The 23,061-nt window shown below is 63.0% G+C and carries 27 protein-coding genes; 23 read left to right on the forward strand and 4 right to left on the reverse strand.

Going from position 1 to position 23,061, the window contains the following annotated elements; genetic code table 11:
• The first annotated feature begins 112 nt into the window (after nt 1-112).
• From WOB96_RS09230 to galU, 23 genes are all read left to right on the forward strand, one after another.
• A complete protein-coding gene (locus WOB96_RS09230) occupies nt 113-1,102 on the forward strand; it encodes a KpsF/GutQ family sugar-phosphate isomerase (RefSeq protein ID WP_341371006.1) in 990 nt (329 codons plus the stop codon).
• Complete coding sequence (locus WOB96_RS09235) at nt 1,099-1,638, forward strand: KdsC family phosphatase (protein WP_341371007.1); 540 nt, start codon at nt 1,099-1,101, stop codon at nt 1,636-1,638. The genes WOB96_RS09230 and WOB96_RS09235 overlap by 4 nt, the downstream gene beginning before the upstream one ends.
• A complete protein-coding gene (gene lptC / locus WOB96_RS09240) occupies nt 1,635-2,201 on the forward strand; it encodes an LPS export ABC transporter periplasmic protein LptC (RefSeq protein WP_341371008.1) in 567 nt (188 codons plus the stop codon). The genes WOB96_RS09235 and lptC overlap by 4 nt, the downstream gene beginning before the upstream one ends.
• Nucleotides 2,191-2,709: a lipopolysaccharide transport periplasmic protein LptA gene (gene lptA / locus WOB96_RS09245; RefSeq protein ID WP_341371009.1), complete on the forward strand. Its 519-nt coding sequence runs from the start codon at nt 2,191-2,193 to the stop codon at nt 2,707-2,709. The genes lptC and lptA overlap by 11 nt, the downstream gene beginning before the upstream one ends.
• On the forward strand, nt 2,706-3,428 hold the full coding sequence (lptB, locus tag WOB96_RS09250) for an LPS export ABC transporter ATP-binding protein (RefSeq protein WP_341371010.1): 723 nt from the start codon (nt 2,706-2,708) through the stop codon (nt 3,426-3,428). The genes lptA and lptB overlap by 4 nt, the downstream gene beginning before the upstream one ends.
• A 48-nt stretch (nt 3,429-3,476) precedes the next feature.
• Nucleotides 3,477-4,907 carry an RNA polymerase factor sigma-54 gene (locus WOB96_RS09255; protein WP_341371011.1) on the forward strand — a complete coding sequence of 477 codons (1,431 nt, stop codon included), beginning with the start codon at nt 3,477-3,479 and terminating at the stop codon, nt 4,905-4,907.
• 22 nt (nt 4,908-4,929) lie between these two features.
• Nucleotides 4,930-5,259 carry a ribosome hibernation-promoting factor, HPF/YfiA family gene (gene hpf / locus WOB96_RS09260; protein WP_341371012.1) on the forward strand — a complete coding sequence of 110 codons (330 nt, stop codon included), beginning with the start codon at nt 4,930-4,932 and terminating at the stop codon, nt 5,257-5,259.
• Between the two features lie 8 nt (nt 5,260-5,267).
• On the forward strand, nt 5,268-5,723 hold the full coding sequence (locus WOB96_RS09265) for a PTS sugar transporter subunit IIA (protein ID WP_341371013.1): 456 nt from the start codon (nt 5,268-5,270) through the stop codon (nt 5,721-5,723).
• Between the two features lie 2 nt (nt 5,724-5,725).
• Entirely contained in the window at nt 5,726-6,757 is a 1,032-nt protein-coding gene (gene hprK, locus WOB96_RS09270; protein WP_341371014.1) for an HPr(Ser) kinase/phosphatase, read from the forward strand.
• Entirely contained in the window at nt 6,750-7,658 is a 909-nt protein-coding gene (gene rapZ / locus WOB96_RS09275) for an RNase adapter RapZ (protein WP_341371015.1), read from the forward strand. The genes hprK and rapZ overlap by 8 nt, the downstream gene beginning before the upstream one ends.
• Nucleotides 7,655-8,116: a PTS sugar transporter subunit IIA gene (locus WOB96_RS09280; protein WP_341371016.1), complete on the forward strand. Its 462-nt coding sequence runs from the start codon at nt 7,655-7,657 to the stop codon at nt 8,114-8,116. The genes rapZ and WOB96_RS09280 overlap by 4 nt, the downstream gene beginning before the upstream one ends.
• Nucleotides 8,117-8,132: 16 nt before the next feature.
• Nucleotides 8,133-8,399: an HPr family phosphocarrier protein gene (locus WOB96_RS09285; protein ID WP_341371017.1), complete on the forward strand. Its 267-nt coding sequence runs from the start codon at nt 8,133-8,135 to the stop codon at nt 8,397-8,399.
• Entirely contained in the window at nt 8,396-10,090 is a 1,695-nt protein-coding gene (ptsP, locus tag WOB96_RS09290) for a phosphoenolpyruvate--protein phosphotransferase (RefSeq protein WP_341371018.1), read from the forward strand. The genes WOB96_RS09285 and ptsP overlap by 4 nt, the downstream gene beginning before the upstream one ends.
• Entirely contained in the window at nt 10,087-11,481 is a 1,395-nt protein-coding gene (locus WOB96_RS09295) for an AsmA family protein (RefSeq protein ID WP_341371019.1), read from the forward strand. The genes ptsP and WOB96_RS09295 overlap by 4 nt, the downstream gene beginning before the upstream one ends.
• Nucleotides 11,471-12,553 (forward strand): A/G-specific adenine glycosylase, encoded by a 1,083-nt coding sequence (mutY, locus tag WOB96_RS09300; protein WP_341371020.1) that lies wholly within the window; start codon nt 11,471-11,473, stop codon nt 12,551-12,553. Before WOB96_RS09295 ends, mutY begins: the two co-directional genes overlap by 11 nt.
• Nucleotides 12,554-12,638: 85 nt before the next feature.
• Nucleotides 12,639-12,911 (forward strand): oxidative damage protection protein, encoded by a 273-nt coding sequence (locus tag WOB96_RS09305; protein WP_341371021.1) that lies wholly within the window; start codon nt 12,639-12,641, stop codon nt 12,909-12,911.
• A 3-nt stretch (nt 12,912-12,914) separates the two neighbouring features.
• Complete coding sequence (locus WOB96_RS09310) at nt 12,915-13,094, forward strand: hypothetical protein (RefSeq protein WP_341371022.1); 180 nt, start codon at nt 12,915-12,917, stop codon at nt 13,092-13,094.
• A 47-nt stretch (nt 13,095-13,141) separates the two neighbouring features.
• Complete coding sequence (locus WOB96_RS09315; RefSeq protein ID WP_341371023.1) at nt 13,142-14,746, forward strand: nitroreductase family protein; 1,605 nt, start codon at nt 13,142-13,144, stop codon at nt 14,744-14,746.
• Nucleotides 14,747-14,924: 178 nt separating this feature from the next.
• Nucleotides 14,925-16,880, forward strand: coding sequence for an AsmA family protein (locus WOB96_RS09320; RefSeq protein ID WP_341371024.1), 1,956 nt, complete (start codon nt 14,925-14,927; stop codon nt 16,878-16,880).
• A gap of 63 nt (nt 16,881-16,943) precedes the next feature.
• On the forward strand, nt 16,944-17,144 hold the full coding sequence (gene thiS, locus WOB96_RS09325) for a sulfur carrier protein ThiS (RefSeq protein WP_341371025.1): 201 nt from the start codon (nt 16,944-16,946) through the stop codon (nt 17,142-17,144).
• A gap of 60 nt (nt 17,145-17,204) precedes the next feature.
• A complete protein-coding gene (locus WOB96_RS09330; RefSeq protein WP_341371026.1) occupies nt 17,205-17,990 on the forward strand; it encodes a thiazole synthase in 786 nt (261 codons plus the stop codon).
• A gap of 134 nt (nt 17,991-18,124) precedes the next feature.
• Complete coding sequence (gene corA, locus WOB96_RS09335; protein WP_341371027.1) at nt 18,125-19,087, forward strand: magnesium/cobalt transporter CorA; 963 nt, start codon at nt 18,125-18,127, stop codon at nt 19,085-19,087.
• Between the two features lie 246 nt (nt 19,088-19,333).
• A complete protein-coding gene (gene galU, locus WOB96_RS09340) occupies nt 19,334-20,272 on the forward strand; it encodes a UTP--glucose-1-phosphate uridylyltransferase GalU (protein ID WP_341371028.1) in 939 nt (312 codons plus the stop codon).
• A 9-nt stretch (nt 20,273-20,281) separates the two neighbouring features.
• Here the strand turns inward: galU and WOB96_RS09345 are convergent, their stop codons facing one another.
• Genes WOB96_RS09345 through WOB96_RS09360 form a run of 4 tightly spaced genes read right to left on the reverse strand, consistent with a single transcriptional unit; the run spans nt 20,282 to nt 23,060 of the window.
• On the reverse strand, nt 20,282-20,686 hold the full coding sequence (locus WOB96_RS09345; protein ID WP_341371029.1) for a M67 family metallopeptidase: 405 nt from the start codon (nt 20,684-20,686) through the stop codon (nt 20,282-20,284).
• On the reverse strand, nt 20,683-21,477 hold the full coding sequence (locus tag WOB96_RS09350) for a HesA/MoeB/ThiF family protein (protein WP_341371030.1): 795 nt from the start codon (nt 21,475-21,477) through the stop codon (nt 20,683-20,685). Before WOB96_RS09350 ends, WOB96_RS09345 begins: the two co-directional genes overlap by 4 nt.
• Nucleotides 21,464-21,922, reverse strand: a complete 459-nt coding sequence (locus tag WOB96_RS09355; protein ID WP_341371031.1) for a hypothetical protein — start codon at nt 21,920-21,922, stop codon at nt 21,464-21,466. Before WOB96_RS09355 ends, WOB96_RS09350 begins: the two co-directional genes overlap by 14 nt.
• A gap of 31 nt (nt 21,923-21,953) precedes the next feature.
• A complete protein-coding gene (locus tag WOB96_RS09360) occupies nt 21,954-23,060 on the reverse strand; it encodes an AI-2E family transporter (RefSeq protein WP_341371032.1) in 1,107 nt (368 codons plus the stop codon).
• Nucleotide 23,061 lies beyond the last annotated feature (1 nt).

Genomic DNA, 23,061 nt, shown 5'->3' on the forward strand with positions numbered 1-23,061 from the left:
GAAAGCGGGCGGGATCCTTGGGCGGCAGGCGGTGTGGCTTGGGGCTTTTCCGTGTTTGGGATATACTGCGATGAATTTTGCTTTGGCCTTGTATTTTCAGGAAAAAACTCAGATGACCCTTCCCGCCAGCAATGAGCGCCTTTCCGATCTATGTCGTCTGGCTCGCGACGTCATTCGCCTGGAGGCCGAGGCAGTTGCGGCCCTGGAAGACCGGATTGGTCCGGAGTTCGACCGTGCCTGCGAGCTCCTGCTGAATTGCCCGGGGCGGATCGTGGTCACCGGCATGGGCAAGTCCGGCATCATCGGCAAGAAGATCGCCGCCACCCTAGCAAGTACCGGCAGTCCGGCGCTGTTTCTGCATCCGGCCGAGGGCAGCCATGGCGACCTAGGCATGCTGACGCGTCATGACGTGCTGCTGGCCCTGTCGAATTCCGGGGAGACCGCAGAAATCCTGGCGATACTGCCCTTGATCAAGCGCATGCAGGTTCCCACGGTGGCCATGACGGGTCGGGCGAGCTCGACCCTGGCGCGCCGGTCGGACGTGCATCTGGATGTGTTCGTGGCGCGCGAGGCCTGCCCGCACAATCTGGCGCCGACGGCTTCGACCACGGCGGCGCTGGCCATGGGCGATGCCCTGGCCATGGCCCTGTTGCAGGCACGCGGTTTCACGCCCGAGGACTTCGCGCTGTCGCATCCGGGTGGCGCCCTGGGGCGGCGCCTGTTGTTGCAGGTGGCCGATCTGATGCACAGCGGATCACGGTTGCCGGTGGTGAATGCGGATACCACGCTTCGCCAGGCCGTCTATGAGATCAGCAGCAAGGGGCTTGGCATGACCGCGGTGCTGGAGGCTGATGGCAGCCTGGCGGGTGTGTTCACGGATGGTGACCTGCGCCGGGCGCTCGATCGGGGTGCGGATGTGCTGGAATTGCCGATACGGACACTGATGCATGCCAATCCGCAGGTGATCGGGCCGGAGGCACTGGCCGCCGAAGCCCTGGCGCGGATGGAGCAGTTCCGCATCAATGGCTTGCTGGTGGTGGATGATGGCAGGCTCGTCGGGGCGCTGAACATGCATGACCTGCTGCGGGCGGGGGTGGTATGAAGCCGCTGGAATCAAGGATCGAATGCATTCGCGTGCTGGCACTGGATGTAGATGGCGTGCTCACGGACGGCAGCATCTTCATGGACAACCTCGGCCAGGAGTACAAGGCCTTCCATGTGCGTGACGGGCATGGCCTGAAGCTGCTGCAGCGTGCCGGAATCCAGATCGCCTTGATCACCGGTCGCAGTTCCGGCGTGGTCGAGGCGCGGGCCCGGGACCTTGGAATCACCTATGTGTATCAGGGGGCGCTCGACAAGCGCCTGCCCTTCGTGGAGCTGAAAAAGTCCACCGGAGTGGCGGATCACGAGATTGCCTACATGGGCGATGACGTGGTGGATCTTCCGATCCTGAGCCGGGTTGGCCTGGCCGCGGCGCCTGCCGATGCGCATGAGGCTGTGCTGGAGCAGGTCCAGTTTGTCTCTCGCCATGCTGGTGGCAGGGGGGCTGTCCGCGAACTCTGCGATCTGCTTTTGCGGGGACAGGGGCGCATGGATGAACTGATGGCGCAGTATCTGTCGAAGCAGGGGCCCGCATGAGATTGCCCGGCCCGAGCATACCCGCGTTTTCTCCAGCTGCCCTGCTCACCATCCTGGCATTATTGCTGATCCTGGTGCTGACCTGGCAGGAACCGCAGCCGGTAGGACCGAATCTGGACTGGGGAGGATCGTTGCAGAGCGGTGATCTGGCTGTCGAGAACGTGCGCTTGAGCCAGTACCGCGTTGATGGCAGTCTGGAGTTTCATGCCGAAGCTGCCCAGGCCTATCATGATCCCCAGGCCGGGGCCACCTTTTTATACAAGCTGCGCGCCCTCAGGCCCCAGGCCGGCGGGCCGGTGGCCATGCAGGCGACTGGTGGCCGCGTGCAGGACGACTCCGGCATCGTATCCCTCTACCAGTCGGTTCGCGTCCAGATGGCTCCCGATTATCATGCCGAGACGGATATGCTGCGTTATGATCCCCGGGCCGGTCTGATGACCAGCCCCTCGGCGGTTCGTCTGATTCGCGGGGATGACTGGATGAGCGGCGTGGGCATGCGCATGTCCATCCCGGCGGGAACCGCTCAGTTGCTGTCACAGGTGAGGGCCTATTATGCACCGTAGTGTGGTTTTGCTGGGAATCCTGTGGCTGTCCGGCCTGTCCGGACCCGGCTTCGCGGCTGAGAAGCGGGCAGCTGCGGAGCCGATCGAGGTGAGTGCCGACAGCCTGCAGGTGGATGAACGCGCGCAGCGCGCAACTTACACCGGAAACGTGGTGGTGCATCGGGGAGATCTGACCATCAACGCCGATCGAGTGCTCATCCAGGGTAGCGGCAAGGCGGTGCAGCGTATCGTCGCCACCGGCAATCCCGTCAGGCTCAGGCAGGCGGATCGGCGCGGGGATGGGCAACAGCTGGTCTATGAGCCCGGCCAGGAGCGCATCACCCTGAGTGGCAATGCGCACATCCGGCAGGAAAGTAACGAGCTGGCCGGCGAGCGGATCACCTATCTGTTGCGCGAACAGCGTACCGAAGTGACCGGCAAGAGCGGCCAGCGGGTCAAGTCGATATTCTATTCCAGTGGCGACGCGGCCTTGCCGGGTCAGGGCGGGCAGGCTGGTAGCAGCAGATGATCCGTCTGAGTGCCGAACACCTGTCCAAGAGTTATCGTCGCCGCCAGGTGGTGAATGATGTCTCGCTCTTTCTCGATCAGGGCGAGATTGTCGGCCTGCTCGGCCCGAACGGGGCCGGCAAGACCACCACTTTCTACATGGTGGTCGGTCTGATCCGGCCTGATGCCGGTCGCATCATGCTCGACGACCAGGACATCAGCCGTCTGCCCATGCATCAGCGAGCCCGGCTCGGGGTGGGCTACCTGCCCCAGGAGGCATCGGTGTTTCGTCGCATGAGCGTGGCGGACAACATCCTGGCAGTACTGGAAACCCTGCCACTGCAGGCACAGGAGCGGCGCGAGCGGCTGGAAAATCTGCTCGACGAACTCCATATTCAACATATCCGGGATACCCTGGGGCACAGCCTGTCCGGCGGGGAACGTCGGCGTGTCGAGATTGCCCGTACCCTGGCCACCGAACCGCGCTTCATCCTGCTGGACGAACCCTTTGCCGGAGTCGATCCGATTTCGGTGATCGAGATCCAGCGGCTGGTGCAGGGCTTGAAGGCGCGCAATATTGGTGTTCTTATAACGGATCACAATGTCCGTGAAACGCTGGGCATCTGCGAACGGGCCTATATCCTGAATCAGGGGAGCGTGCTGACCACCGGGACTCCTGAGGAAATCGTCTATAATGATATGGTCAAGAAAGTCTATTTGGGCGAGAGTTTTCGTATCTGAACGCATTCGCTCCAGGATGCTTCCAACAGTCGGGAAACGGCTATACGCATGAAACAGTCTCTGGAATTGAAACTGGGTCAGCAACTTGCCATGACCCCGCAGTTACAGCAGGCGATTCGCCTGCTGCAGTTGTCCACGCTGGAGTTGCAGCAGGAAGTTCAGGACATGCTGGACCGCAATCCGCTGCTGGAAGAAGATGAAACGCCGCCCGCCAACCCTGCCGAAATGCCGGCGCCTGCCAGCGAAGCCAGTGATCCGGATGGCCCGCTGACCCTGGTTTCGGAGTCCCTGCCCGAAGATCTACCGGTCGATAGCGCCTGGGAGGATGTCTTTGACATGGCGCCGGCTGGTTCCGGTACCCAGACCAATGAGGACCTGCCGGAGTTCGAGTCGCGCAACAGCGCGCCGCAGACCTTACGCGATCATCTGCTGTGGCAGATGCGCATGTCTCCCTTCAGCGAGGAGGACCGCGACATTGCCGAGCTGTTGATAGATGCCATTGATGAGTGCGGCTATCTGCAGATCAGCATCGAGGATGCTGCGGAAGCCCTGAGCGTCGAGCAGGAAGCGGTCTGTACCGTCCTCAAGCGCATCCAGCACTTCGATCCGCCCGGCGTTGGCGCCCGCGATGTCAGCGAGTGTCTCTGTCTGCAACTTTCGAGTCTGGATGCCGATACGCCGGGGCTGGCCGAGGCACGGCTCATCTGCACCAGGCACCTGACTTCCCTGGCCCGCCACGACTATGCCCAGTTGAAGCAGGTGCTCGGGGTCGATGAGGACCGGCTGCGCGCGGCCGTGCAGCTCATTTCGGGACTGAACCCCCGGCCTGGCGAGGACATGAACGAAAAGCCGGCCGAGTACGTGGTGCCGGACGTGGTGGTTCGCCGTCAGGGGCGTGGCTGGCGTGTCGAGCTCAACAGCGAGGCGATGCCGCGCCTGCGCATCAATCAGGGCTACGCCCAACTGGCCGAGAACGGTCACGATACGGCACACCGGTTCGTGCAGGACAATCTGGCGGAGGCGCGCTGGTTCCTCAAGAGCCTGCAGAATCGTCAGGAAACGGTGCTCAAGGTGGCCACGGCCATCGTCGAGCGTCAGCGCGCCTATTTCGAGCGTGGGCCGGAAGCCATGCGACCAATGGTCCTGCGTGATATCGCCGATGCCGTGGAAATGCACGAGTCCACCATCTCCCGCGTGACCAATCAAAAGTACATGCTGACCCCGCGCGGCCTGCTCGAATTCAAGTATTTCTTCTCCAGCCATGTCAGTACCGATACCGGCGGTGCTGCCTCGGCGACCGCCATCCGGGCCCTGATCGGCAAGTTCATTGCCGAGGAATCGCCCCGCAAGCCTTTGAGCGACAGTCAGCTCGTGGAACTGCTGGCCGAACGCGGCATCCAAATTGCCAGACGTACTGTCGCCAAATACCGGGAGAGTCTCAATATCTCTCCTTCCAGCCAACGCAAAAGGCTTACCTGAGCCATAGCAGCAAGGAGTCTGTATGCATCTCAAAATCACCGGACAGCACCTGGATCTGACGGAAGCGCTCAAGAACTATGTCAATGAAAAGATCGGCGGAGTGGACCAGTACTTCGACAACGTGATCGATGCGGAGGTAGTCCTGCGGCAGGAGAAGTTCCGCAATTCCATCGAGGTGACGCTCTTTGCTGCCGGCCAGACGCTGCACGCCGAGGCGGAAGACAAGGACATGTACGCGGCCATCGATGCCGCTTCGGACAAGCTCGAACGGCAGGTGGTCCGCTACAAGGAGAAATTGACCAACCATCATCCCCACCATAACCTGGACAAGACCCAGGTAACCGAGCTCTGACTTCACCCATGCACATTGCATCCCTGCTGGACCCAAGCCGCATTGCCAGCGATCTGGCCGCCGGGAGTAAGAAGCGTACTCTCGAACAGATGGCGGAGCTGTTGAGCCGCGGGCTGGACAGCGAGTCCTCTCCCGAGGTGTTCAGCAGCCTGTCTGGACGTGAGCGGCTCGGGAGTACCGCCATCGGCCATGGGGTAGCCATTCCCCATGGCCGGGTGGCCGGGCTGCAGCAGGCCATCGGCGCCTTTGGGCGCTATCCGGCGGGCCTGGACTTCGATGCCGCCGACGAGGAGCCTGTGCGCCTGGTCTTTGCCCTGCTGGTGCCGGCGGAAAGCACCACTGAACACCTGCAACTGCTGGCCGGGCTGGCCGAGATCTTCAGCCGTCCGGATCTGCGGGCGCGCCTGCTGAAAGCTGCCTCCCCGGAAGAGCTTTATCAGATCCTGCTCGATCAGGCTCCCTGACCATGCTTGAGGAACATCCCGGCCGGATCAGCGTCAACGCCTTGTTCGAGCAATTGCGCGATCCCCTGCAACTGGTCTGGGTCGCCGGGCGTCGCGGCGGCGAGCGCTGTCTGGAAACCCTGCACTGGACCGAACAGGGGGCATCGCCTGCCACCAGCCATGAACTGCCCCGGACCACGCTGGTCGGGCCTCTGAATTTCATCCATCCCAATCTGGTCCAGGTACTGGGCGCGGCCGAACTCCATTACCTGGAGCAGCATTGTGCCGGGAAAGCCGAGCGCCTGGCGCAACAGCTGTTCGTACCCTCGCTGGTGGCCCTGGTGATCGGCGAGGGGCGGCCGGCGCCCGATTTTCTGCTCGAAGCCGCCAATGCCGCCGAATTCCCGGTGTTCTCTTCCTCCTTGCCCGCGCCCTATCTGGTTGCCCGCATCCAGTATTTTCTGTCGCGCTTGCTGGCCGAGCGCGAGACCCGCCATGGCGTGTTCATGGACGTGCTGGGCATGGGGATCTTTCTCATGGGCGAGTCCGGCATCGGCAAGAGCGAACTGGCGCTGGAACTGCTCAGTCATGGACACCGGCTCATCGCGGACGATGCCGTGGAGTTTGCGCGTACCGCGCCGGATGTCATCGTCGGCAGTTGTCCGCCCGCCATCCAGGACTATCTGGAAGTGCGCGGCTTGGGTATCATCAATATTCGCGACATGTTCGGCACGGCAGCGATCCTGCGTTCCAAGCGCCTGCGTCTGGCCGTCGAGCTCAAGCGCATGACCGTAGCGGATATGGCGGGCATCGACCGCCTGCGCGGAGCGGTGGGGGAGTTGCCGATCCTGGGCGTTTCGATCCCGCGGATCACCCTGCCGGTGATGCCCGGGCGCAATCTGGCCGTACTGGTGGAAGTGGCGGCGCGCAGCCAGTTTCTCAAGGAATCCGGGGTGGACACCCTGGCCCAGTTCGAGGCCCAGCTGCATCGGTCGATGATTCCGGCGGATGCGGCTCCCGGCACATTGCCGACCATCCCGAATTCGGGTGACTGACATGGATTTCATCATCATCAGCGGCTTGTCCGGCTCGGGCAAGTCGACCGCGCTGCGGGCCCTGGAGGATCAGGGGTATTACTGTGTCGATAACCTGCCGGCCACCCTGCTGTCGCGCTTTGGCGAACAGCTCCTGAGTCAAGCCGATTCGAGCGAGATCCGCGCGGCGGTCAGCATCGATGTGCGCAACCGCGCCTTCCTCGGCGCCTTGCCGGCTGAGTTGGAATTGCTCGACAGCCAGGGCATCAAGCCGCGCATCCTTTTCCTGGAGGCCGACGAGGCAAGCCTGATCAAGCGCTTCAGCGAGACGCGCCGGCGTCATCCCCTGACCAGTGCGGGCGGAGAAGACCAGGGGCAGTTTGCCCTGGCCCTGCGCGATGGGTTGCAGCGCGAACGGGAAATGGTGCAGCCGTTGCTGGGGGCGGCCAGCAAACGCATCGACTCTTCCCAGATCAATACCCACCAGCTGCGCACCCGGGTGCAGGCCTGGAGCCTGGCCAGTCGGGAGCAGGATGGGCTGGTGCTGCTCTTTCAGTCTTTTGGCTACAAGCATGGCGTGCCGCTGGATTCGGATTTCGTCTTCGATCTGCGCGGTTTGCCCAATCCCCATTACGATCCCAAATTGCAACCTTTGACCGGTCAGGACCAGCCTGTCGCCGATTTTCTGGTTGCACAAGCGAGCGTGGAATCCATGTTTCAGGACCTGCAGCAGTTCTTTGGCAAGTGGCTGCCAGCCTTCGAGGAGGAGTGCCGTAACTATGTCACGGTGTCCCTGGGCTGTACCGGCGGCCAGCATCGCAGTGTCTACCTGGCCGAACGGCTGGCGGCAGCCCTGCTGGCGCCCGGGCGCAAGGTCATTCTGCATCATCGCGAGCTGGCGCAGGTCCGGGTACTGCCATGATCGGTGTCGTGATCGTTACCCATGATGGTCTGGCCGAGGCCCTGGCCAAGAGTCTTTTTCATGTGCTGGGGCCCGAGCACCCCTGTTTCGAATGCATCGGCGTGGACCGCGATGATGCCGTCGAGCTCGTCCGCGAACGGGTGGAAGGCGCCGTGCGGCGGGTGGACCAGGGTGCTGGCGTGCTGATTCTCACTGATCTTTTCGGTGGCACGCCCTCGAATGTCGCCATGTCGCTGGTGGAGGCGGGGCGCGTGGACGTGCTCAGCGGCGTGAACCTGCCCATGCTGGTGCGGATCATGAGTGCCCGCCAGGCCAGTCTGGGGGATACCATCGAGCGCGCCATCCAGGGTGGTCGGGAAGGCATTCTGCTGGCCAGCGAGATGATTGATTACTGGCGAAATTGCGGCGACAAAAGGGTGGATACCCAGCAGGCCGGCACCGGCAATGGCGCGCCATAAGTCGCAAGGGGGGGAGATGCGCACGGAATTCACTATCGTCAACAAGCTTGGGCTGCACGCCCGGGCGTCCGCCAAGTTCGTCACCCTGGCCTCCAGCTTTCCCTGTGAGGTCTGGCTGGAACGCTGCGGCAAGCGGGTCAATGGCAAGAGCATCATGGGGGTGATGATGCTGGCGGCCTCCAAGGGCACGGTACTCACCCTGGAGACCGAGGGCGATCAGGCGCAAGCCTGCGCTGAGGCCCTGCTGGCCCTGGCCGCTTCCCGCTTTGGAGAGGAAGAATGAGCTTCGAGCTGGCTGGCATCGGCGTTTCCGGCGGCATTGTCATTGGCCGGGCCTTCGTGCTGGAACGCTTCAATCTGGAGATCCCGGAGTATAACCTGCCAAAGGCGGAGATCGAGCAGGAGGTGTTGCGCCTGCAGGCGGCCCTGAGCCAGACCCGCGAGCAGTTGCTGGCCGTGCGCGACGCCATCCCCGAGGATGCGCCGCAGGACACCGCCTTCTTCATCAATGCCCATCTGCTGATGCTCGATGATTCCGCCCTGCGGGAGCGCCCGATGCGGGCCATCCGCGAGGAGCAGATCAACGCCGAGTGGGCCATCAAGCGCCAGCGGGATCGGCTGGTGGAGATCTTCGACCGCATGGAGGACGAATACCTGCGCGCCAAGAAGGTCGATGTGATGCAGGTGACCGAGCGGGTATTGCGCAACCTGCTGGGCCAGCATGGACCGAATCGCAGCTGGCTGGCCTCGGAACACATCATCATTGCCGACGATCTGTCGCCGGCGGATACCGTACTGATGAAACGCGATCAGGTCGCTGCATTCGTTACGGATTTTGGCGGGCCGACCTCGCACACCGCCATTATCGCCCGCAGTCTGCGCCTGCCCGCGGTGGTGGGCCTGCGCAATGGCACCCAGCTCATCCGCAGCAATGATCTGCTGGTGGTGGATGGTGATCTCGGCATGGTGCTGGTGAACCCGGAACCGGCAGTGATCGCACAATTCGAGTCTGCCCGGCAGCGTCGCCATGTGCGCGAGCGCCGGCTCATCCGCCAGCGGCATCTGCCGGCCTGCAGCACCGACGGCGTGACCGTGGAGCTGAAGGCCAATATCGAGCTGCCCGAGGAGGTTACGCTGGCGGAGGAATATGGGGCCAGCGGCGTCGGGCTGTACCGCACCGAGTTCCTGTACATGAACCGCAAGGAGCCGCCGGGCGAAGAGGAGCAGTTCGAGGCGTATCTGCGCGTGGTGCAGGTCATGGACGGCCATCCGGTGACCATCCGCACCCTGGATCTGGGGGCCGACAAGCAGGTCGATGGTTCACGCCGGGAAGCCGGTACGCACAGCCATGTCCTCAATCCGGCTCTGGGTCTGCGCGCCATCCGCATGTGCCTGCGCGAGCCGGACCTGTTCCGGCCCCAGTTGCGCGCCATCCTGCGGGCCTCGGCTTTTGGGCACATGCGGATGATGATTCCGATGATCTCCGCCATTGAGGAGGTGCACCAGGCTCTGGCCCTGGTGAAGGAAATCCGGGAAGAGCTGACGGCGGAGGGCCATGCCTTCGACCCGCAGATGCCGATTGGCGGCATGGTGGAGGTCCCTGCCGTGGCCATGGCGGCCTGTGCCTTTGCCCGCCACCTGGATTTCTTTTCCATCGGCACCAATGACCTGATTCAGTATGCGCTCGCCATCGACCGTGTCGATGACGACGTGAACTACCTTTACGATCCCCTGCATCCAGGGGTGCTGCACCTGATCGCCAATACCATCCGCGCAGGCCGCCAGGCCGGCATTCCAGTGGCCATGTGCGGGGAAATGGCGGGTGATCCGCGTTATACCCGGCTGTTGCTGGGGCTGGGCCTGCAGGAGTTCAGCATGCATCCCAGCGCCATTCCCGAGGTCAAGGAAATCATCCGGGGGGCGAGTTACGCAGATGCCCGGCAGTATGCCGAGCAACTTTTAAGCTGCATGTGAAGTTGCTTTCCGGCCGGACTATCGCGGCTGGCCTGCGCTGGACCGCCATCCTGCTGGCGCTGCTGCTGACATTGCTGCTGGCGCTCATGCTCTATCTGCGGGAAACGGACTATTTGCGTGGCCTGATCGTGCGGGGACTGAGCGAGCAGGCGGGCCGACCGGTCCGGGTGGAAGGCGTGGTGGATCTCCAGTTGCTGCCCATCCCTTCGGTGCAGCTGAACCAGATACACGTGCCGGCCGATGCCGGTTTCGGTGGCGATCTGCTCGCTGTCGAACGCCTGCGCGTGGGTCTTGAGCCCTGGCCCTGGCTGCGTCAACGCAAGCTGCGGCTGCGGGACTTTGAAATCGACGGTGCGCGATTGATGCTGCAGCGCAATGCCCAGGGCGTCGGCAATTGGCAGGTGCTGATGCAGCGTTTACTGCAGCCAAAGCCCGGACCCTCTCTGTTCCAGTCACTCGATACCCTGCGCCTGCGCCATGGGCGGCTTTCCTGGCAGGATCAGAATCGTCGGCAACTGCTCCTCACGGATCTTGGCGGTCAGATGGACAATATCCAGCGGCAGCAGGCCTTTCCGCTGCATCTGGGTGGCCGGTGGCAATTCGGCGAGCAGGCCGGGCGGCTGGATTTCGCCACCCGGATTCAGCCCGGGCCTGCAAGCTGGCTGGCGGGCCTTGCCGACTCCGGGCTCGACCTGACGCTTGCCGCGAAAAAGCCCGTCATGCTGCAGCTCAGGGCGCCAGTGCTGTCCCGCCAGGGTGCGAATGGCCAACATTGGCAAGCCCGGGGCTTGACTGCTCGGCTGCATGTTCAGGGCCGGCAGCTGGCGGGCAAGTCCGATCTCGTGCTGCAAACCAGCCCTCTGTCTCTGGCGCTCAATGCCCTGCAGGTCGATGCCGGTGAGGGTGCCAGGGCCTCCGGCTGGGTCCGTTATCAGGGCGCTGATGCCAGCTTGAGGGGTGAAGTGCAGATGCCGCCCTTTGATCTTCGTCGGCTGGCAGGTGCCTGGGGCTTTCCCCTGCCATCCACGCGTGATCCTCAGGTCTATGCGCAGGCTGCCCTGCGCCTGGCTTTCACCCAGACCAATGATGACTGGCTGCTGCGCGTGGCCGATGGCCGGCTGGACCAGAGCAGCTTTTCCGGCTGGCTGCGCCTGCATGCAGCACCTTTTCAGGCACAGTTCTTCGCGCAAATGGATCATCTGTCCCTGGATCGCTATCTGCCCGCCGGCTCGGGCAAGGCTTCCACGACAACTGCCGCCAATGCAGCCCCGCTGCCGGACTGGCCGGTCTCGGGCGAACTGCGGCTCGCCCGCTTCGAAAGCGGCAAGCTTTCCGGGCGCAATCTGCTTCTGGAACTGGGGATGAATGGTGAGGGCTGGCATGTCCGCTGAACCCATCGCGCCTGCGCTGCTGGCCTGGTACCGGGAAAATGGCCGTCTGGATTTGCCCTGGCGCCAGACGCGCGACCCTTATGCCCTGTGGCTGGCCGAGATCATGCTGCAGCAGACCCAGGTCAAAACCGTGCTGCCCTACTACCAGCGATTCCTGCAGCGCTTTCCCGACTTTGAGCGCCTCGCCGCGGCGGACATTGATGAAGTGTTGCATCTTTGGACCGGGCTGGGTTATTACGCCCGCGCCCGCAACCTGCATGCCTGCGCGAAAGTGATCGTGACCGAGCACGGCGGCCGCTTTCCCGCGGACCCCGCTGTCGCCATGAGTCTGCCGGGCATTGGTCGCAGCACCGCACATGCCATCCTCGCCAGCGCCTATGACCAGGATTGGGCCATTCTCGACGGCAACGTCAAGCGCGTCCTGAGCCGCTATCATGCCTTTGCAGGCGACCCCGCCAGCAGCGAGGGCCAGCGTCTGCTCTGGTCGCTGGCCGAGGCCGAAACGCCTGTGAATGCAGCGCATGATTACAATCAGGCCATTCAGGATCTGGGTGCCACGCTGTGCAGCCGCAGCAAGCCCTCCTGTGCGCTCTGCCCTCTGCAGCCGGGCTGTCAGGCATACTTGCAGGGATTGACGGCGCAACTGCCGCGCCGGCCTGAGCGGCGGCAAATGCCGGTGCGTCTGGCCTGGCTGAGCATCATCGAGGATGGCCAGCATCGCGTGCTGCTACAGCGCCAGGGGCCGGCCGGGCTCTGGGGTGGGCTCTGGACACTGCCCCAGCGCGCGCGTGATGAGCTGGAAGGCCCGAGTGAGGCCGCGCAAGGCTTTGCAGCGGATCTCGGGCTGCATCTGCAAGTTGCGGGCGCGTTGCCGGCCGCGCGTCATACTTTCACGCATTTTCATCTGGATTATATCCCGCTGCTGATGCGTTCAATGGGCACCAAGGGCATCCGGGATGCCAAAGATCTCGCCTGGGTGTCCCCGGCCGACCCGGGCAGACGTGGCCTGGCGCGGCCGACCGAGCGCATCCTGCATCAGCTTGCCGGCACCGGGCAGCCAAAGCTCTGGTAGGATTGACGGGCCGCTTTGGTTAGAATGCGCGGATCATCCCGGTGATCCCGCGGTCAAATTTAAAACATCTTGAAAGGAGCGCATCATGGCGAGAATGGTCAATTGTGTGAAGCTTGGGCAGGAAGCCGAAGGTCTGGCGGTACCTCCTTATCCAGGCGAACTGGGTAAGCGCATCTGGCAGAACGTCTCGAAGGAAGCCTGGGCCGGCTGGTTGAAGCACCAGACCATGCTGATCAATGAATACCGTCTGTCGCCCATGGATCCCAAGGCCCGTCAGTTCCTGGAAAAGCAGATGGAGGACTATTTCTTCGGCGAGGGCGGCGTGCAGCCGGAGGGCTACGTGCCGCCGGAGCACTGAGCCGTGAGCGAGGTCCTGCGCTTTCCCAAACCCAAGGCGCGTCATGCGGGCAATACCCTGTGCCGGCGCGGTTTTCACCAGTGGGAAGTGGATCAGCAGCAGGTCTTTGACGTGAAGGCGGGGCGCCTGGTCTCCCGCCTGCGTTGTGGGCGCTGCGGCGCCACTCAGGTCAAGGCGCTTTAGTTCATAGCGGTCCAGCCAAGCTGCATCTGGTCTGCGAAGGAGGGGAGATGCCCGATGATTTCGAAGCCATCGTGCAGTATCACGAGCGGACCAAGCATCATCTGAACCGCTATGCCGCAGGCCCCGGACAACTGGACTGGGCGACCCAGCCCGACCCCTTTCGCCGCTACACCGGTAGCGAGCATCTGCCGCTGTCCCTGGCCGCCGACCGGATCACCCTGCCTTTTTCCGCGTTGCATCAAGCGGGTCATGTGAGTTCCAGCCTCCTGGATCGCGAGCATGTCGGCATTCTTTTTGAGCTGTCGATGGCCCTGTCGGCCTGGAAGGCGGTGGGACAGACGCGCTGGGCACTGCGCTGCAATCCTTCCAGTGGCAATCTCCACCCCACCGAGGCCTACCTGGTCTGCCCCGATCTGCCGGATCTGCCCGGTGGCATCTACCATTATCTGAGCCTCGAGCACCTGCTTGAAACCCGCGCCCGGCCAGGTGCTGGCTGGGATGCGGCCTGGCCGGGCAAGGGCGTGATCGTGGGCCTGAGCAGCATTCACTGGCGCGAGGCCTGGAAATACGGCGAACGCGCCTACCGTTACTGCCAGCACGATGCGGGGCACGCCCTGGCGGCCTTGCGCTATGCCGCCGCAACCCTGGGCTGGCAGGCCCGGCTGCTGGATGGATGGGGCGATGCGGACATTGCCGCGCTGCTGGGGCTGGACCGGGCAGGGGACTTTGCGGATGCGGAGCGCGAAACGCCGGACCTGCTGCTCTGGATCGGGCCCGAACTGATGGCGCCCGATCCCGATGATTTGCTGGCGGTCCTTGCTGATGCCCGCTGGCAGGGCCAGGCCAATCGCCTGAGTCCGCAGCACCGGCTCTGGCCGGCCATCGACGCGGCCAGCGAAGCAACTGTCAAACCACGCATTTCAAGCGAAGTCCAAAAAGCGGCCCAGAGTGAGCTGCCGCCACCTGCGCCCATCGAATCGGCTGTTCCGGCCACCCGCATCATTCGCCAGCGCCGCAGCGCGGTGGATTTCGACGGTGTGGGCGGCATGTCGCGCAACAGCTTTTTCCAGCTCCTCGATCTCCTGCTGCCGCGCCCGCAGCTGCCGCCCCTGGATGCGCTGCCCTGGGCGCCGCGCGTGCATCTCTGCTTTTTCGTGCATCGGGTGCAGGGGCTCACCCCCGGGCTCTACCTGCTGGCCCGCCTCCCCGAGGCGCTTCCCAGTCTCCAGGCCGCCATGCGCCCGGACTGGCTCTGGGAAACGGTGCCGGGCTGCCCGGCCCATATCTCCTTTCGCATGCTCCTGCCTACCGACATGCAGTCGGCGGCGCGCCTGCTGAGCTGCCATCAGGATATCGCCGCGGATTCCGCCTTTTCGCTGGCCATGCTCGCGGAATTCGAGACTCCGCTGGCCGAAGGACCCTGGCGTTATCGCGAGCTCTTCTGGGAATGTGGCGCCCTGGGCCAGATCCTTTATCTTGAAGCGGAGGCCCGAGGGCTGCGCGGCACTGGCATCGGCTGCTACTTCGATGACGCCGTGCATGACCTGCTTGGTCTCAAGAATCGCCAGTTCCAGGATCTCTATCACTTCACCGTCGGGGAGCCGGTGGAGGACCCGCGCCTGAGCACGCTGCCTGCCTATCCCGCCGCCTGAATCGGAACCCACCACGCAAACCTTTGTAGGATGCTGCCTGCCGCCCTGGGCGTGTTAATTTTGCCGGGTGCTTCATTCCTGCCGATCATCGTCCTGACAAGACCCGAACCAATCAGGATGTGATCGGGTTCGCCGCTTTTCCTTGAAATGTCGTGTCCACTGACAACGGGGATACTCCATGGCATCCAGCCGGGCAAAGAAAGCGGGAATCGTTCTTGGTGTCCTGGTGCTGCTGATCGCCATCGGCGTCGCGCTATTCGACTGGAACATGCTGCGCGGTGTCGTTGCCAAGCAGGTCAGTCAGCGCACAGAGCGATCCTTTGCCATCAATGGCGATCTGGATGTGGACCTGTCCATGACGCCGCGTATCCGCATGGAAAGGATCGTGCTCGGTAATGCCTCCTGGGGCAGCCGCCCGGACATGCTCAGCATGGATGCCCTGGAATTTCGCATCCGGCTCTGGCCCCTGCTCAAGGGGGAGGTAATCATTCCCGAACTGAGCATGACCCGGCCTGACATCCTCCTTGAAACCGGACCCCAAGGGCAGAAAAACTGGGTCATGGGCAAGCAGGAGCCGAACAAGCAGTCGTCTCCGCCGACCATCGGCGCGCTGAACATAGACCAGGGCGTGCTCGCCTTCCGTGATCCCGCCAAGGAAATCGACATTCGCCTGCTGGCCGATACCCGTCCGCCCCTGGCCGGGCGGCGCGAGGCCTCCATCGCCGTGCTTGGTGAGGGACATTACAAAGGCGAAGCTTTCAAGCTCGAAGGGCAGGGTGGCTCACTGCTGTCCCTGCGCAATGTCAAAGATCCCTACCCTCTGAAAGTCAGCGCCAGCATTGGCAAGACCCGGGCCGAGGCCACCGGCACCATCACCGATCCTGTCAAACTGGTCGGCATCAATGTCGACATGAAGCTGCAGGGCGATGATCTCGCCAAGCTCTATCCCATCGTCGGCACGCCCCTGCCCAAGACCCCACCCTATCGGCTGGCCGGCCACCTGCGCCGCCAGGGGCCGGTCTGGTCCTTTGCGGATTTCAAGGGTTCCGTGGGAGATAGCGATCTTGCGGGTCAGTTCGCCGTGGATCTCGGCAACGAGCGTCCACTCATGCGCGGCGATCTCGTTTCAAAAAACCTCGATCTCGATGATCTGGCTGGCCTGATCGGCGGCACGCCCAAGACCGGCAAGGGTGAAACGGCCTCTCCCGAGCAGCAGGCCGAAGCCGCCAGGGCAGAGAAAAGCCCGCGGGTGTTGCCGGACAGGCCTTACAAGCTGGACCGCCTGCGCGCTGCCGATGCCGATGTGAAATTTCGCGCTGCCAACATCAAGACCAGGAAAATGCCCTTCGATGACATCAGCACCCACCTGGTCCTCGAGAACGGTGTCCTGACCCTGAAGCCGCTGAATTTCGGCGTGGCGGGCGGCAATGTGGTCTCCAACGTCGTGCTCGATGCCAGCAAGAATCCCATCAAGACCCGGCTGAATGCCACCGTGCGCAGCCTCTATCTCAAGCGCCTGATGCCCACCCTGAATCTTGCCAAGACCAGTACCGGGCGGATCGGCGGCAAGGCGGAGCTGGACATGCGCGGCAATTCCATAGCGGACATGGCCGCCAGCGCGGATGGAAAGCTCGGGTTGGTCATGGGTGGTGGCGGCACCAGCAATCTCTTGCTGTCCCTGGCGCAGATCCATGCCGACAAGGCGATCTACTATTTTCTGGGTGGTGACAAGCGTGCCACCATTCGCTGCGCCGTGGCGGATTTCGATGTCAGGGATGGCGTCATGAAAACCGATACCCTGCTCATTGATACCACCTCCACCAATATCCATGGCCGTGGCACGATTGATCTTGGCAAGGAACGCATGCATCTCACCTTCCTGCCAGAACCCAAACGCTACAGTCTGCTCTCGGGCCGCACACCGCTGTATCTGAGTGGCAGCTTCAAGAAGCCTGATTTCGGCATCGACAAGACAGATGTCGCCGTCAAGACCGGTGCTGCCGTGGCGCTTGGTACCCTGCTGAGTCCGATTGCCGCGCTGTTGCCCCTGGTCGATACCCCGCAGGCCAAGGATCATGACTGCGCGGTGCTCATGGAAAAGGCCGGACAGAAACCCGCCAAGGCCGCGCAGTAAGAGAGGATTGCCCGGCTGCTTTCCCGCCTTGACGCATGCCGCCGCTCCGCATAGGATCAGCGCATGCGAATCTTTTTGAATGGGTCCGAATACCCGCTGGACCATCCCATCACCGTCACCGAACTGCTGCAAAGGCTGGATCTCGCCGGCAGGCGCGTTGCCGTGGAACTGAACCTGGGCATCCTGCCGCGCGGTCGCCATGCCGACACCCGGCTGGCCGACGGTGACCGGATTGAGATCGTGCAGGCCATCGGTGGCGGCTAGGCCTGGCCTTCCATCCATCGGGCGGCCCGCTTCCCCAGCAACACGCAATAAGGAGTTGTCATGTCCCATCACCCTGATCCCCTGCTGATAGCCGGGCGGGAGTACCGCTCCCGCCTTTTGGTGGGCACTGGCAAATACAAGGATCTGGAAGAAACCCGGGCGGCCGTCGAGGCCTCGGGCGCCGAGATCGTCACCGTCGCCCTGCGCCGCACCAATCTTGGCCAGAACCCCGATGAGCCCAACCTGCTGGATGTCATCTCGCCGGACAAATACACCATCCTGCCCAATACCGCCGGCTGCTACACCGCCGAGGATGCCGTGCGCACCTGCCGGCTGGCACGCGAGCTGGGCGACTGGGATCTCGTGAAGCTCGAAGTGATCGGCGACCCGAAAACCCTGTTTCCGGACATGGTGGAGACCTTCAAGGCCGCCGAAGTGCTCATCCGCGAGGGCTTCAAGGTGATGGTCTATGCCACCGACGACCCGGTCGCCTGCAAGCGCTTCGAGGACATGGGCTGCGTCGCGGTCATGCCCCTGGCGGCCCCGATCGGCTCGGGCCTGGGCATCCGCAATCCCTATAATCTGAAACTGATTCTGGAGCAGGCGCAGGTGCCCATCCTGGTGGATGCCGGCGTCGGCACGGCATCCGACGTCGCCATTGCCCTGGAACTCGGCTGTGACGGTGTGCTGCTCAACACTGCCATCGCCGCGGCCAAGGATCCGGTGCTGATGGCAAGCGCCATGCGCCTGGGTGTCGAAGCCGGGCGCGCGGCCTTCCTGGCCGGGCGCATGCCGAAAAAGCTGCATGCCTCCGCCAGCAGTCCTCTGGACGGCACTTTCTTCTAAGACAGCCTCCTGTCGGGCGTGGTCATGGGCCGCGCCTGAGCATTTCCCTTTTCCCGACTTTGGCGGCCTTTACTTGCCTGATGGCCCGGTTTAAGCTGCGCGCTGCCTCCGCCCCTGATTCTTCAGGAACGCCCATGATCAACGCCTTTGAACTCGCCAGTGGCCGCCTGAATCAGGTACATATCGAAAGCCAGGCCGACCTGGCCGCAGTCCGCCCCATCTGGATCGATTTCGTCGATCCGACTCCCGAAGAGCGCGGCTGGGCCGAAGAGCTCTTTGGCCTGGCGCTGCCCGATCCAGAAGACCTGGGAGACATCGAAGCCAGTGCGCGTTTCTTTACCGGCGATCTGGGCGAACTGCACCTGCGTTCCGATTTCATTCTCGATGACGAGCATGATACCCGCAGCATCCAGACTGCCTTCGTGCTGCACAACAGCGTGCTCTTCAGCGTGCATGAGGAAGACCTGCCGGTATTTCGCCTGCTGCGCATGCGCGCGCGCACCCAGCCCGGTTACGTCGAGAATGCCAAGGACGTGCTGCTGGACCTTTATGCCACCGATGCCGAGTACTCGGCCGATGCCCTTGAAGGCGTCTACGCGCAGCTGGAGCAGGTCAGCCAGAAGGTACTCAACACCCATGTGACCGACGAAGTGGCGGCCGAGGTGCTGGCCAGCATCGCTCGCGAGGAAGATCTCAATGGCCGCATCCGGCGCAACGCCCTGGATACTCGCCGCGCGGTGTCCTTTCTGATGCGCGAGCGGCTGCTCAACACCGAGCAGTTCGAGGAAGCGCGCCAGATCCTGCGTGATATCGAGTCGCTGGACGGCCACACCTCCTTTCTCTTTGACAAGATCAACTTCCTCATGGATGCCACGGTCGGCTTCATCAACATCAACCAGAACAAGATCATCAAGATCTTCTCGGTGGCCTCCGTGGCGCTGCTGCCGCCCACCCTGATCGCCTCCATCTACGGCATGAATTTCGAGCACATGCCAGAACTCGGCTGGTCCTTCGGCTATCCCTTCTCCCTGCTACTCATGGTGCTGTCCGTGACCGCGCCCTTCCTGTACTTCCGGCACAAGGGCTGGTTGCGTTGAACCACTGGTTTCCCTGAAAGCATCAGCCTTCATGGTACTTTGGGCGGTTTTCCGCCTCGCACCCATCCACTAATCTCATCACGTTGATAATATGATTGTGGCCTGCATGGAATGCTGGCCGGTCCAGGCCTTCCGCATTGCATTGCTCCGACCCGACACTGCGGTCCGAAGCATGGGGATTTGATCTTAGAGATAGCGGGCTGAACCTGCACGGTTCAGATGAACCCGCACCAGAGGAGACTGTGGATGCAAAGCGTCAGAAAGGCCGTTTTCCCCGTCGGGGGCATGGGTACGCGTTTTCTGCCTGCCACCAAGGCCAGCCCCAAGGAAATGATGCCGGTGGTGGACAAGCCGCTGATTCAATATGCGGTGGAAGAAGCCATCGCCGCCGGCTGCGACCAGATCATCTTCATTACCGGGCGCAGCAAGTCGGCCATTACCGACCACTTCGACGTGTCCTATGAGCTGGAGCGGGAACTGCAAGAGCGTGGCAAGAAAGCGCTGCTGGAGGTCGTGCGCAGCATCATGCCCGCGCATGTCTCGGCGGTATTCGTGCGCCAGCCTCGCCCGCGCGGTCTAGGGGATGCCATCCGCTATGCCAGGAGCATCGTCGGCGACGAGCCCTTCGCGGTACTAGTGGCCAGCAATCTCATGCTGTCCCGCCAACCGGTGCTGGCACAGATGATGGAGCGCTTCGAGCGCTATAACACACCCATCCTGGGGGTGCAGGAAATCTCTCCGGCCGTTACCACCCAGTACGGCGTGGTGGAAGGCCGCCTGTGCGACGAAAATCTGTATCAGCTTTCCGGCATCGTCGAAAAGCCCACGGCCGGTGCAGCGCCCTCCAATCTCGCGGTCATGGGCCGTTACATCCTGACGCCTGAGATCTTCAAGCATCTCGAAGAGCTGCCGCGTGGCGTGGAAGGGGAGATCCAGTTGACCGACGCCATCGCCCGCCTGCTACAGGAACAGCAAGTGCTGGCCTACCGTTTTGAGGGCAAGCGTTTCGATTGCGACTACAAGCTGGGTTATCTGCGCGCCACGGTGGAATTTGCCATGCGGCACCAGGACATGGGCGCGGGTTTCAATGCCTATCTGCGCCAGCTCTGTGCCGAGGGGCGCCTGCCCCGGCAGATGGATCGCGTCGCTCATTTCCCGGCAGACGAGGAGGAGGGCGAGGACTGAGCCTCGCCCTCAATAACTGGAGAGCCCCACTTCCAGCTCTTCCACCCCCTCACCGCGCAGGCGAAAGCCGCGCATCTCCAGCACGCCCTTCGTATTGAGCGAAATGATCAGGTAGTAGGCATCCGGGTAGGCGCTTTCGGCAAGATCCGTGGCGCTTGGATAGGCTGCGGCGCCCGGATGGGAATGATAGATGGCAAAGAGCGTCTCGCCGGCCTCGCGCATGGCCTTGAATGCCGCGATCTGGCCGGCCTCATCCATGACAAAGCGTTGCGGGTCGTGCAGCCCGTTGGGAACCGGATACACGGTACTGGCCTCGCCTTCGCGCGCGCCGATGAGACCACAGATTTCCTCGCCGGCATTGCGCTGTGCCTGCATGAGCAGCTCATTGATGAGCGGACGCGGTAGTTTGATCATGAGCTCTGTGCCCCCTGCTGCGCGTGCCTTTCGCCGCAGACCGCGCAATCCGGATCGCGAGGCAGGCGCAGGCGTCGCCAGTCCTGATGCAGACCATCCACCAGCAGCATCTGGCCGCTCAGGGCCGAGGGCAGTCCAGCCAGCAACTTGAGCGCTTCCAGGGCCTGTAGGCTGCCCAGGATGCCCACCATCGGTCCCAGCACACCGCTGCGCGAACAGGTGTCGCCGCTGTCCTCGCTGCTGGCCGGGGGATAAAGACAGGCATAGCAGGGACATTCCGGATCACGTGGATCGAAGGTATAGATCTGGCCCTCGAAGCGGATCGCCGCGGCGCTGATCAGGGGCTTGCCGGCAACCCGGCAGGCGGCATTGATGGCAAAGCGGGCAGTGAAATTGTCCGTGCAATCCAGCACCAGATCCACGCCTTTCACCCATTCGGCGAGCCGGCTGGCATCCGCATGGATTGGTAACACCTGCACATGCACACTGGAATTCAAGGCGTACAGACGCACTGCTGCGGATTCGGCCTTGTTCATGCCGACATGCGCCTCATCATGCACGATCTGACGTTGCAGGTTGCTCCAGTCCACGCTGTCGCCATCGGCCAGCCAGAGTTCACCCACCCCGGCGGCCGCCAGGTATTGCGCTACCGGCGAGCCCAGGCCACCGAGACCCAGGATCAAGACCCGGCTGGCCAGCAAACGTTGCTGCCCGGCGACATCGATCCCCGGCAGCAGGATCTGGCGGCTGTAACGCAGCAGCGCCTGGTCTTCCAGCTCAGAAGGCGCCATAGGGCGTCTCGATACTGTTTTCCGTCAGGGGCATGCCCATTGCCGGCTCGAAAGTCCCGCGCCCCACCTGCAGACGGGCATGATAGCGTTCGCGGATGTCATCGAGCATCCACAGGATTTCGCTGGGGTGGGCGCAGCATCCGTTTTTCTGCAGGTGGCGCAGATAAAGGCAATCCCGGTCGATGCGCATCAGCAGGGGCTTGGGCAGATCGAGCGGCAGCACGAAGCCGTGCACCACCCATTCAACCGGGGTTGGGGGCGAGCCCGGTGCGATACGCGTATCGATGCGGAAGTGACCACCGCCGCCGGGCTGCTTCAGGAGCTCCTCGAACCAGCCGGTTGGGAAGCCATCGTGAACCAGCAGGGTACGATTGGCGAAGCGCTCGAAAAAGCGCCGCTGATGCTGGATGGGATCCAGCGGGGTCTGGGCTGAATGCGTGTTCATGCGATCATTTTCTGGACATGTTCGCAGGTCGTCAACCGACTGGCGGCTGACTGTCGCCGCGTTTGATGGCTTCGGCCTTCTCGTCCACGCCTTCCAGCCATTCCCGCCAGATCGCCAGCAGGATGGCGAGAATCACCGGGCCGATGAAAAGCCCAACAAGTCCAAAGGCCGCCAGGCCACCGAGCACCCCGAACATCACCAGCAGGAAGGAGATCTTGGTGGCGCTGCTGATGACCAGGGGCCGGATGAGGTTGTCCACCCAACTGACCACAAGCGTACCCCAGAGTGCCAGGCCGATGGCTTCCAGGGTATGGCCCTGGATCAGCAACCAGAGCGCCACGCCACCCCAGACGAAGGGGGTGGCAAAGGGCACCAGGGCCAGCAGGATGGTGACGATGGTCAGCAGTACCGGCGCCGGCACGCCCGCCACCCAGTAGCCAAGCCCCGCCAGCAGGCCCTGGGCGATGGCCGTCAGCAGGATGCCGTAGACCACGGCGCGTACCGTGTCGCCAATGGCCTGCAGGTAATCCGAGGCGCGGTCCCCGACCAGGCTGATGGCCACCAGTCGCGCCTGGCGCAGGATCTCCTCGCCATGGCGATACAGGAAGAATGCGGTGAAAACGGTCAGTGCGGCTTTGAAGGTGCTGCGCCCGAGTCCACCAAGAATGGTGGTGAAATACTTCGAGCCCTGCCCTAGCCAGCCGAGGATCTGCTGGCGAAAGGCCGGCGTGCTGGCCAGCAGTTGATCCCATTGACGCTGGATCAGGTCCCCGATCCAGGGCAGGTTGGTGATGACGGTGGGCAGGCGATGATTGCCGGTCTCGACATAGGCATTGATTTGTTCAAGGAGGGTAGGGGCCTCGCGGGCGAAGGACACCACGATCCACAGTGCCGGCAGAATGAAGAGCAGTGCCAGCAGCAGGGTCATCAGCAGCGAGGCCAGGCCTGCCCGGCCATTGAGCAGACGGCGCAGTACCTGGTACAGGGGCCAGGTGATGTAAACCAGAATGGCCGCCCAGGTCAGTGGCCTGAAAAAGGGGTTGAGGACCACGTAGGCCAGCTGCATCACCCCGACAAAGGCCAGGGCCAGGGCAATGATGCGCCCCAGATCGCTTGTATCCAGATCGCCGAGACGCATC

This window comes from Thermithiobacillus plumbiphilus (assembly GCF_038070005.1).
Taxonomy (GTDB): domain Bacteria; phylum Pseudomonadota; class Gammaproteobacteria; order Acidithiobacillales; family Thermithiobacillaceae; genus JBBPCO01.

Coding starts and splice junctions, on each gene's coding strand:
- WOB96_RS09355 (WP_341371031.1), bottom strand. CDS start 21,922: ATGAACACGCATTCAGCCCAGACCCCGCTGGATCCCATCCAGCATCAG.
- galU (WP_341371028.1), top strand. CDS start 19,334: ATGCAAAGCGTCAGAAAGGCCGTTTTCCCCGTCGGGGGCATGGGTACG.
- thiS (WP_341371025.1), top strand. CDS start 16,944: ATGCGAATCTTTTTGAATGGGTCCGAATACCCGCTGGACCATCCCATC.
- WOB96_RS09320 (WP_341371024.1), top strand. CDS start 14,925: ATGGCATCCAGCCGGGCAAAGAAAGCGGGAATCGTTCTTGGTGTCCTG.
- WOB96_RS09280 (WP_341371016.1), top strand. CDS start 7,655: ATGATCGGTGTCGTGATCGTTACCCATGATGGTCTGGCCGAGGCCCTG.
- WOB96_RS09330 (WP_341371026.1), top strand. CDS start 17,205: ATGTCCCATCACCCTGATCCCCTGCTGATAGCCGGGCGGGAGTACCGC.
- WOB96_RS09360 (WP_341371032.1), bottom strand. CDS start 23,060: ATGCGTCTCGGCGATCTGGATACAAGCGATCTGGGGCGCATCATTGCC.
- ptsP (WP_341371018.1), top strand. CDS start 8,396: ATGAGCTTCGAGCTGGCTGGCATCGGCGTTTCCGGCGGCATTGTCATT.
- WOB96_RS09345 (WP_341371029.1), bottom strand. CDS start 20,686: ATGATCAAACTACCGCGTCCGCTCATCAATGAGCTGCTCATGCAGGCA.
- WOB96_RS09315 (WP_341371023.1), top strand. CDS start 13,142: ATGCCCGATGATTTCGAAGCCATCGTGCAGTATCACGAGCGGACCAAG.
- lptA (WP_341371009.1), top strand. CDS start 2,191: ATGCACCGTAGTGTGGTTTTGCTGGGAATCCTGTGGCTGTCCGGCCTG.
- WOB96_RS09265 (WP_341371013.1), top strand. CDS start 5,268: ATGCACATTGCATCCCTGCTGGACCCAAGCCGCATTGCCAGCGATCTG.
- WOB96_RS09255 (WP_341371011.1), top strand. CDS start 3,477: ATGAAACAGTCTCTGGAATTGAAACTGGGTCAGCAACTTGCCATGACC.
- corA (WP_341371027.1), top strand. CDS start 18,125: ATGATCAACGCCTTTGAACTCGCCAGTGGCCGCCTGAATCAGGTACAT.
- WOB96_RS09230 (WP_341371006.1), top strand. CDS start 113: ATGACCCTTCCCGCCAGCAATGAGCGCCTTTCCGATCTATGTCGTCTG.
- mutY (WP_341371020.1), top strand. CDS start 11,471: ATGTCCGCTGAACCCATCGCGCCTGCGCTGCTGGCCTGGTACCGGGAA.
- hpf (WP_341371012.1), top strand. CDS start 4,930: ATGCATCTCAAAATCACCGGACAGCACCTGGATCTGACGGAAGCGCTC.
- WOB96_RS09235 (WP_341371007.1), top strand. CDS start 1,099: ATGAAGCCGCTGGAATCAAGGATCGAATGCATTCGCGTGCTGGCACTG.
- lptC (WP_341371008.1), top strand. CDS start 1,635: ATGAGATTGCCCGGCCCGAGCATACCCGCGTTTTCTCCAGCTGCCCTG.
- WOB96_RS09305 (WP_341371021.1), top strand. CDS start 12,639: ATGGCGAGAATGGTCAATTGTGTGAAGCTTGGGCAGGAAGCCGAAGGT.
- WOB96_RS09350 (WP_341371030.1), bottom strand. CDS start 21,477: ATGGCGCCTTCTGAGCTGGAAGACCAGGCGCTGCTGCGTTACAGCCGC.
- lptB (WP_341371010.1), top strand. CDS start 2,706: ATGATCCGTCTGAGTGCCGAACACCTGTCCAAGAGTTATCGTCGCCGC.
- WOB96_RS09285 (WP_341371017.1), top strand. CDS start 8,133: ATGCGCACGGAATTCACTATCGTCAACAAGCTTGGGCTGCACGCCCGG.
- hprK (WP_341371014.1), top strand. CDS start 5,726: ATGCTTGAGGAACATCCCGGCCGGATCAGCGTCAACGCCTTGTTCGAG.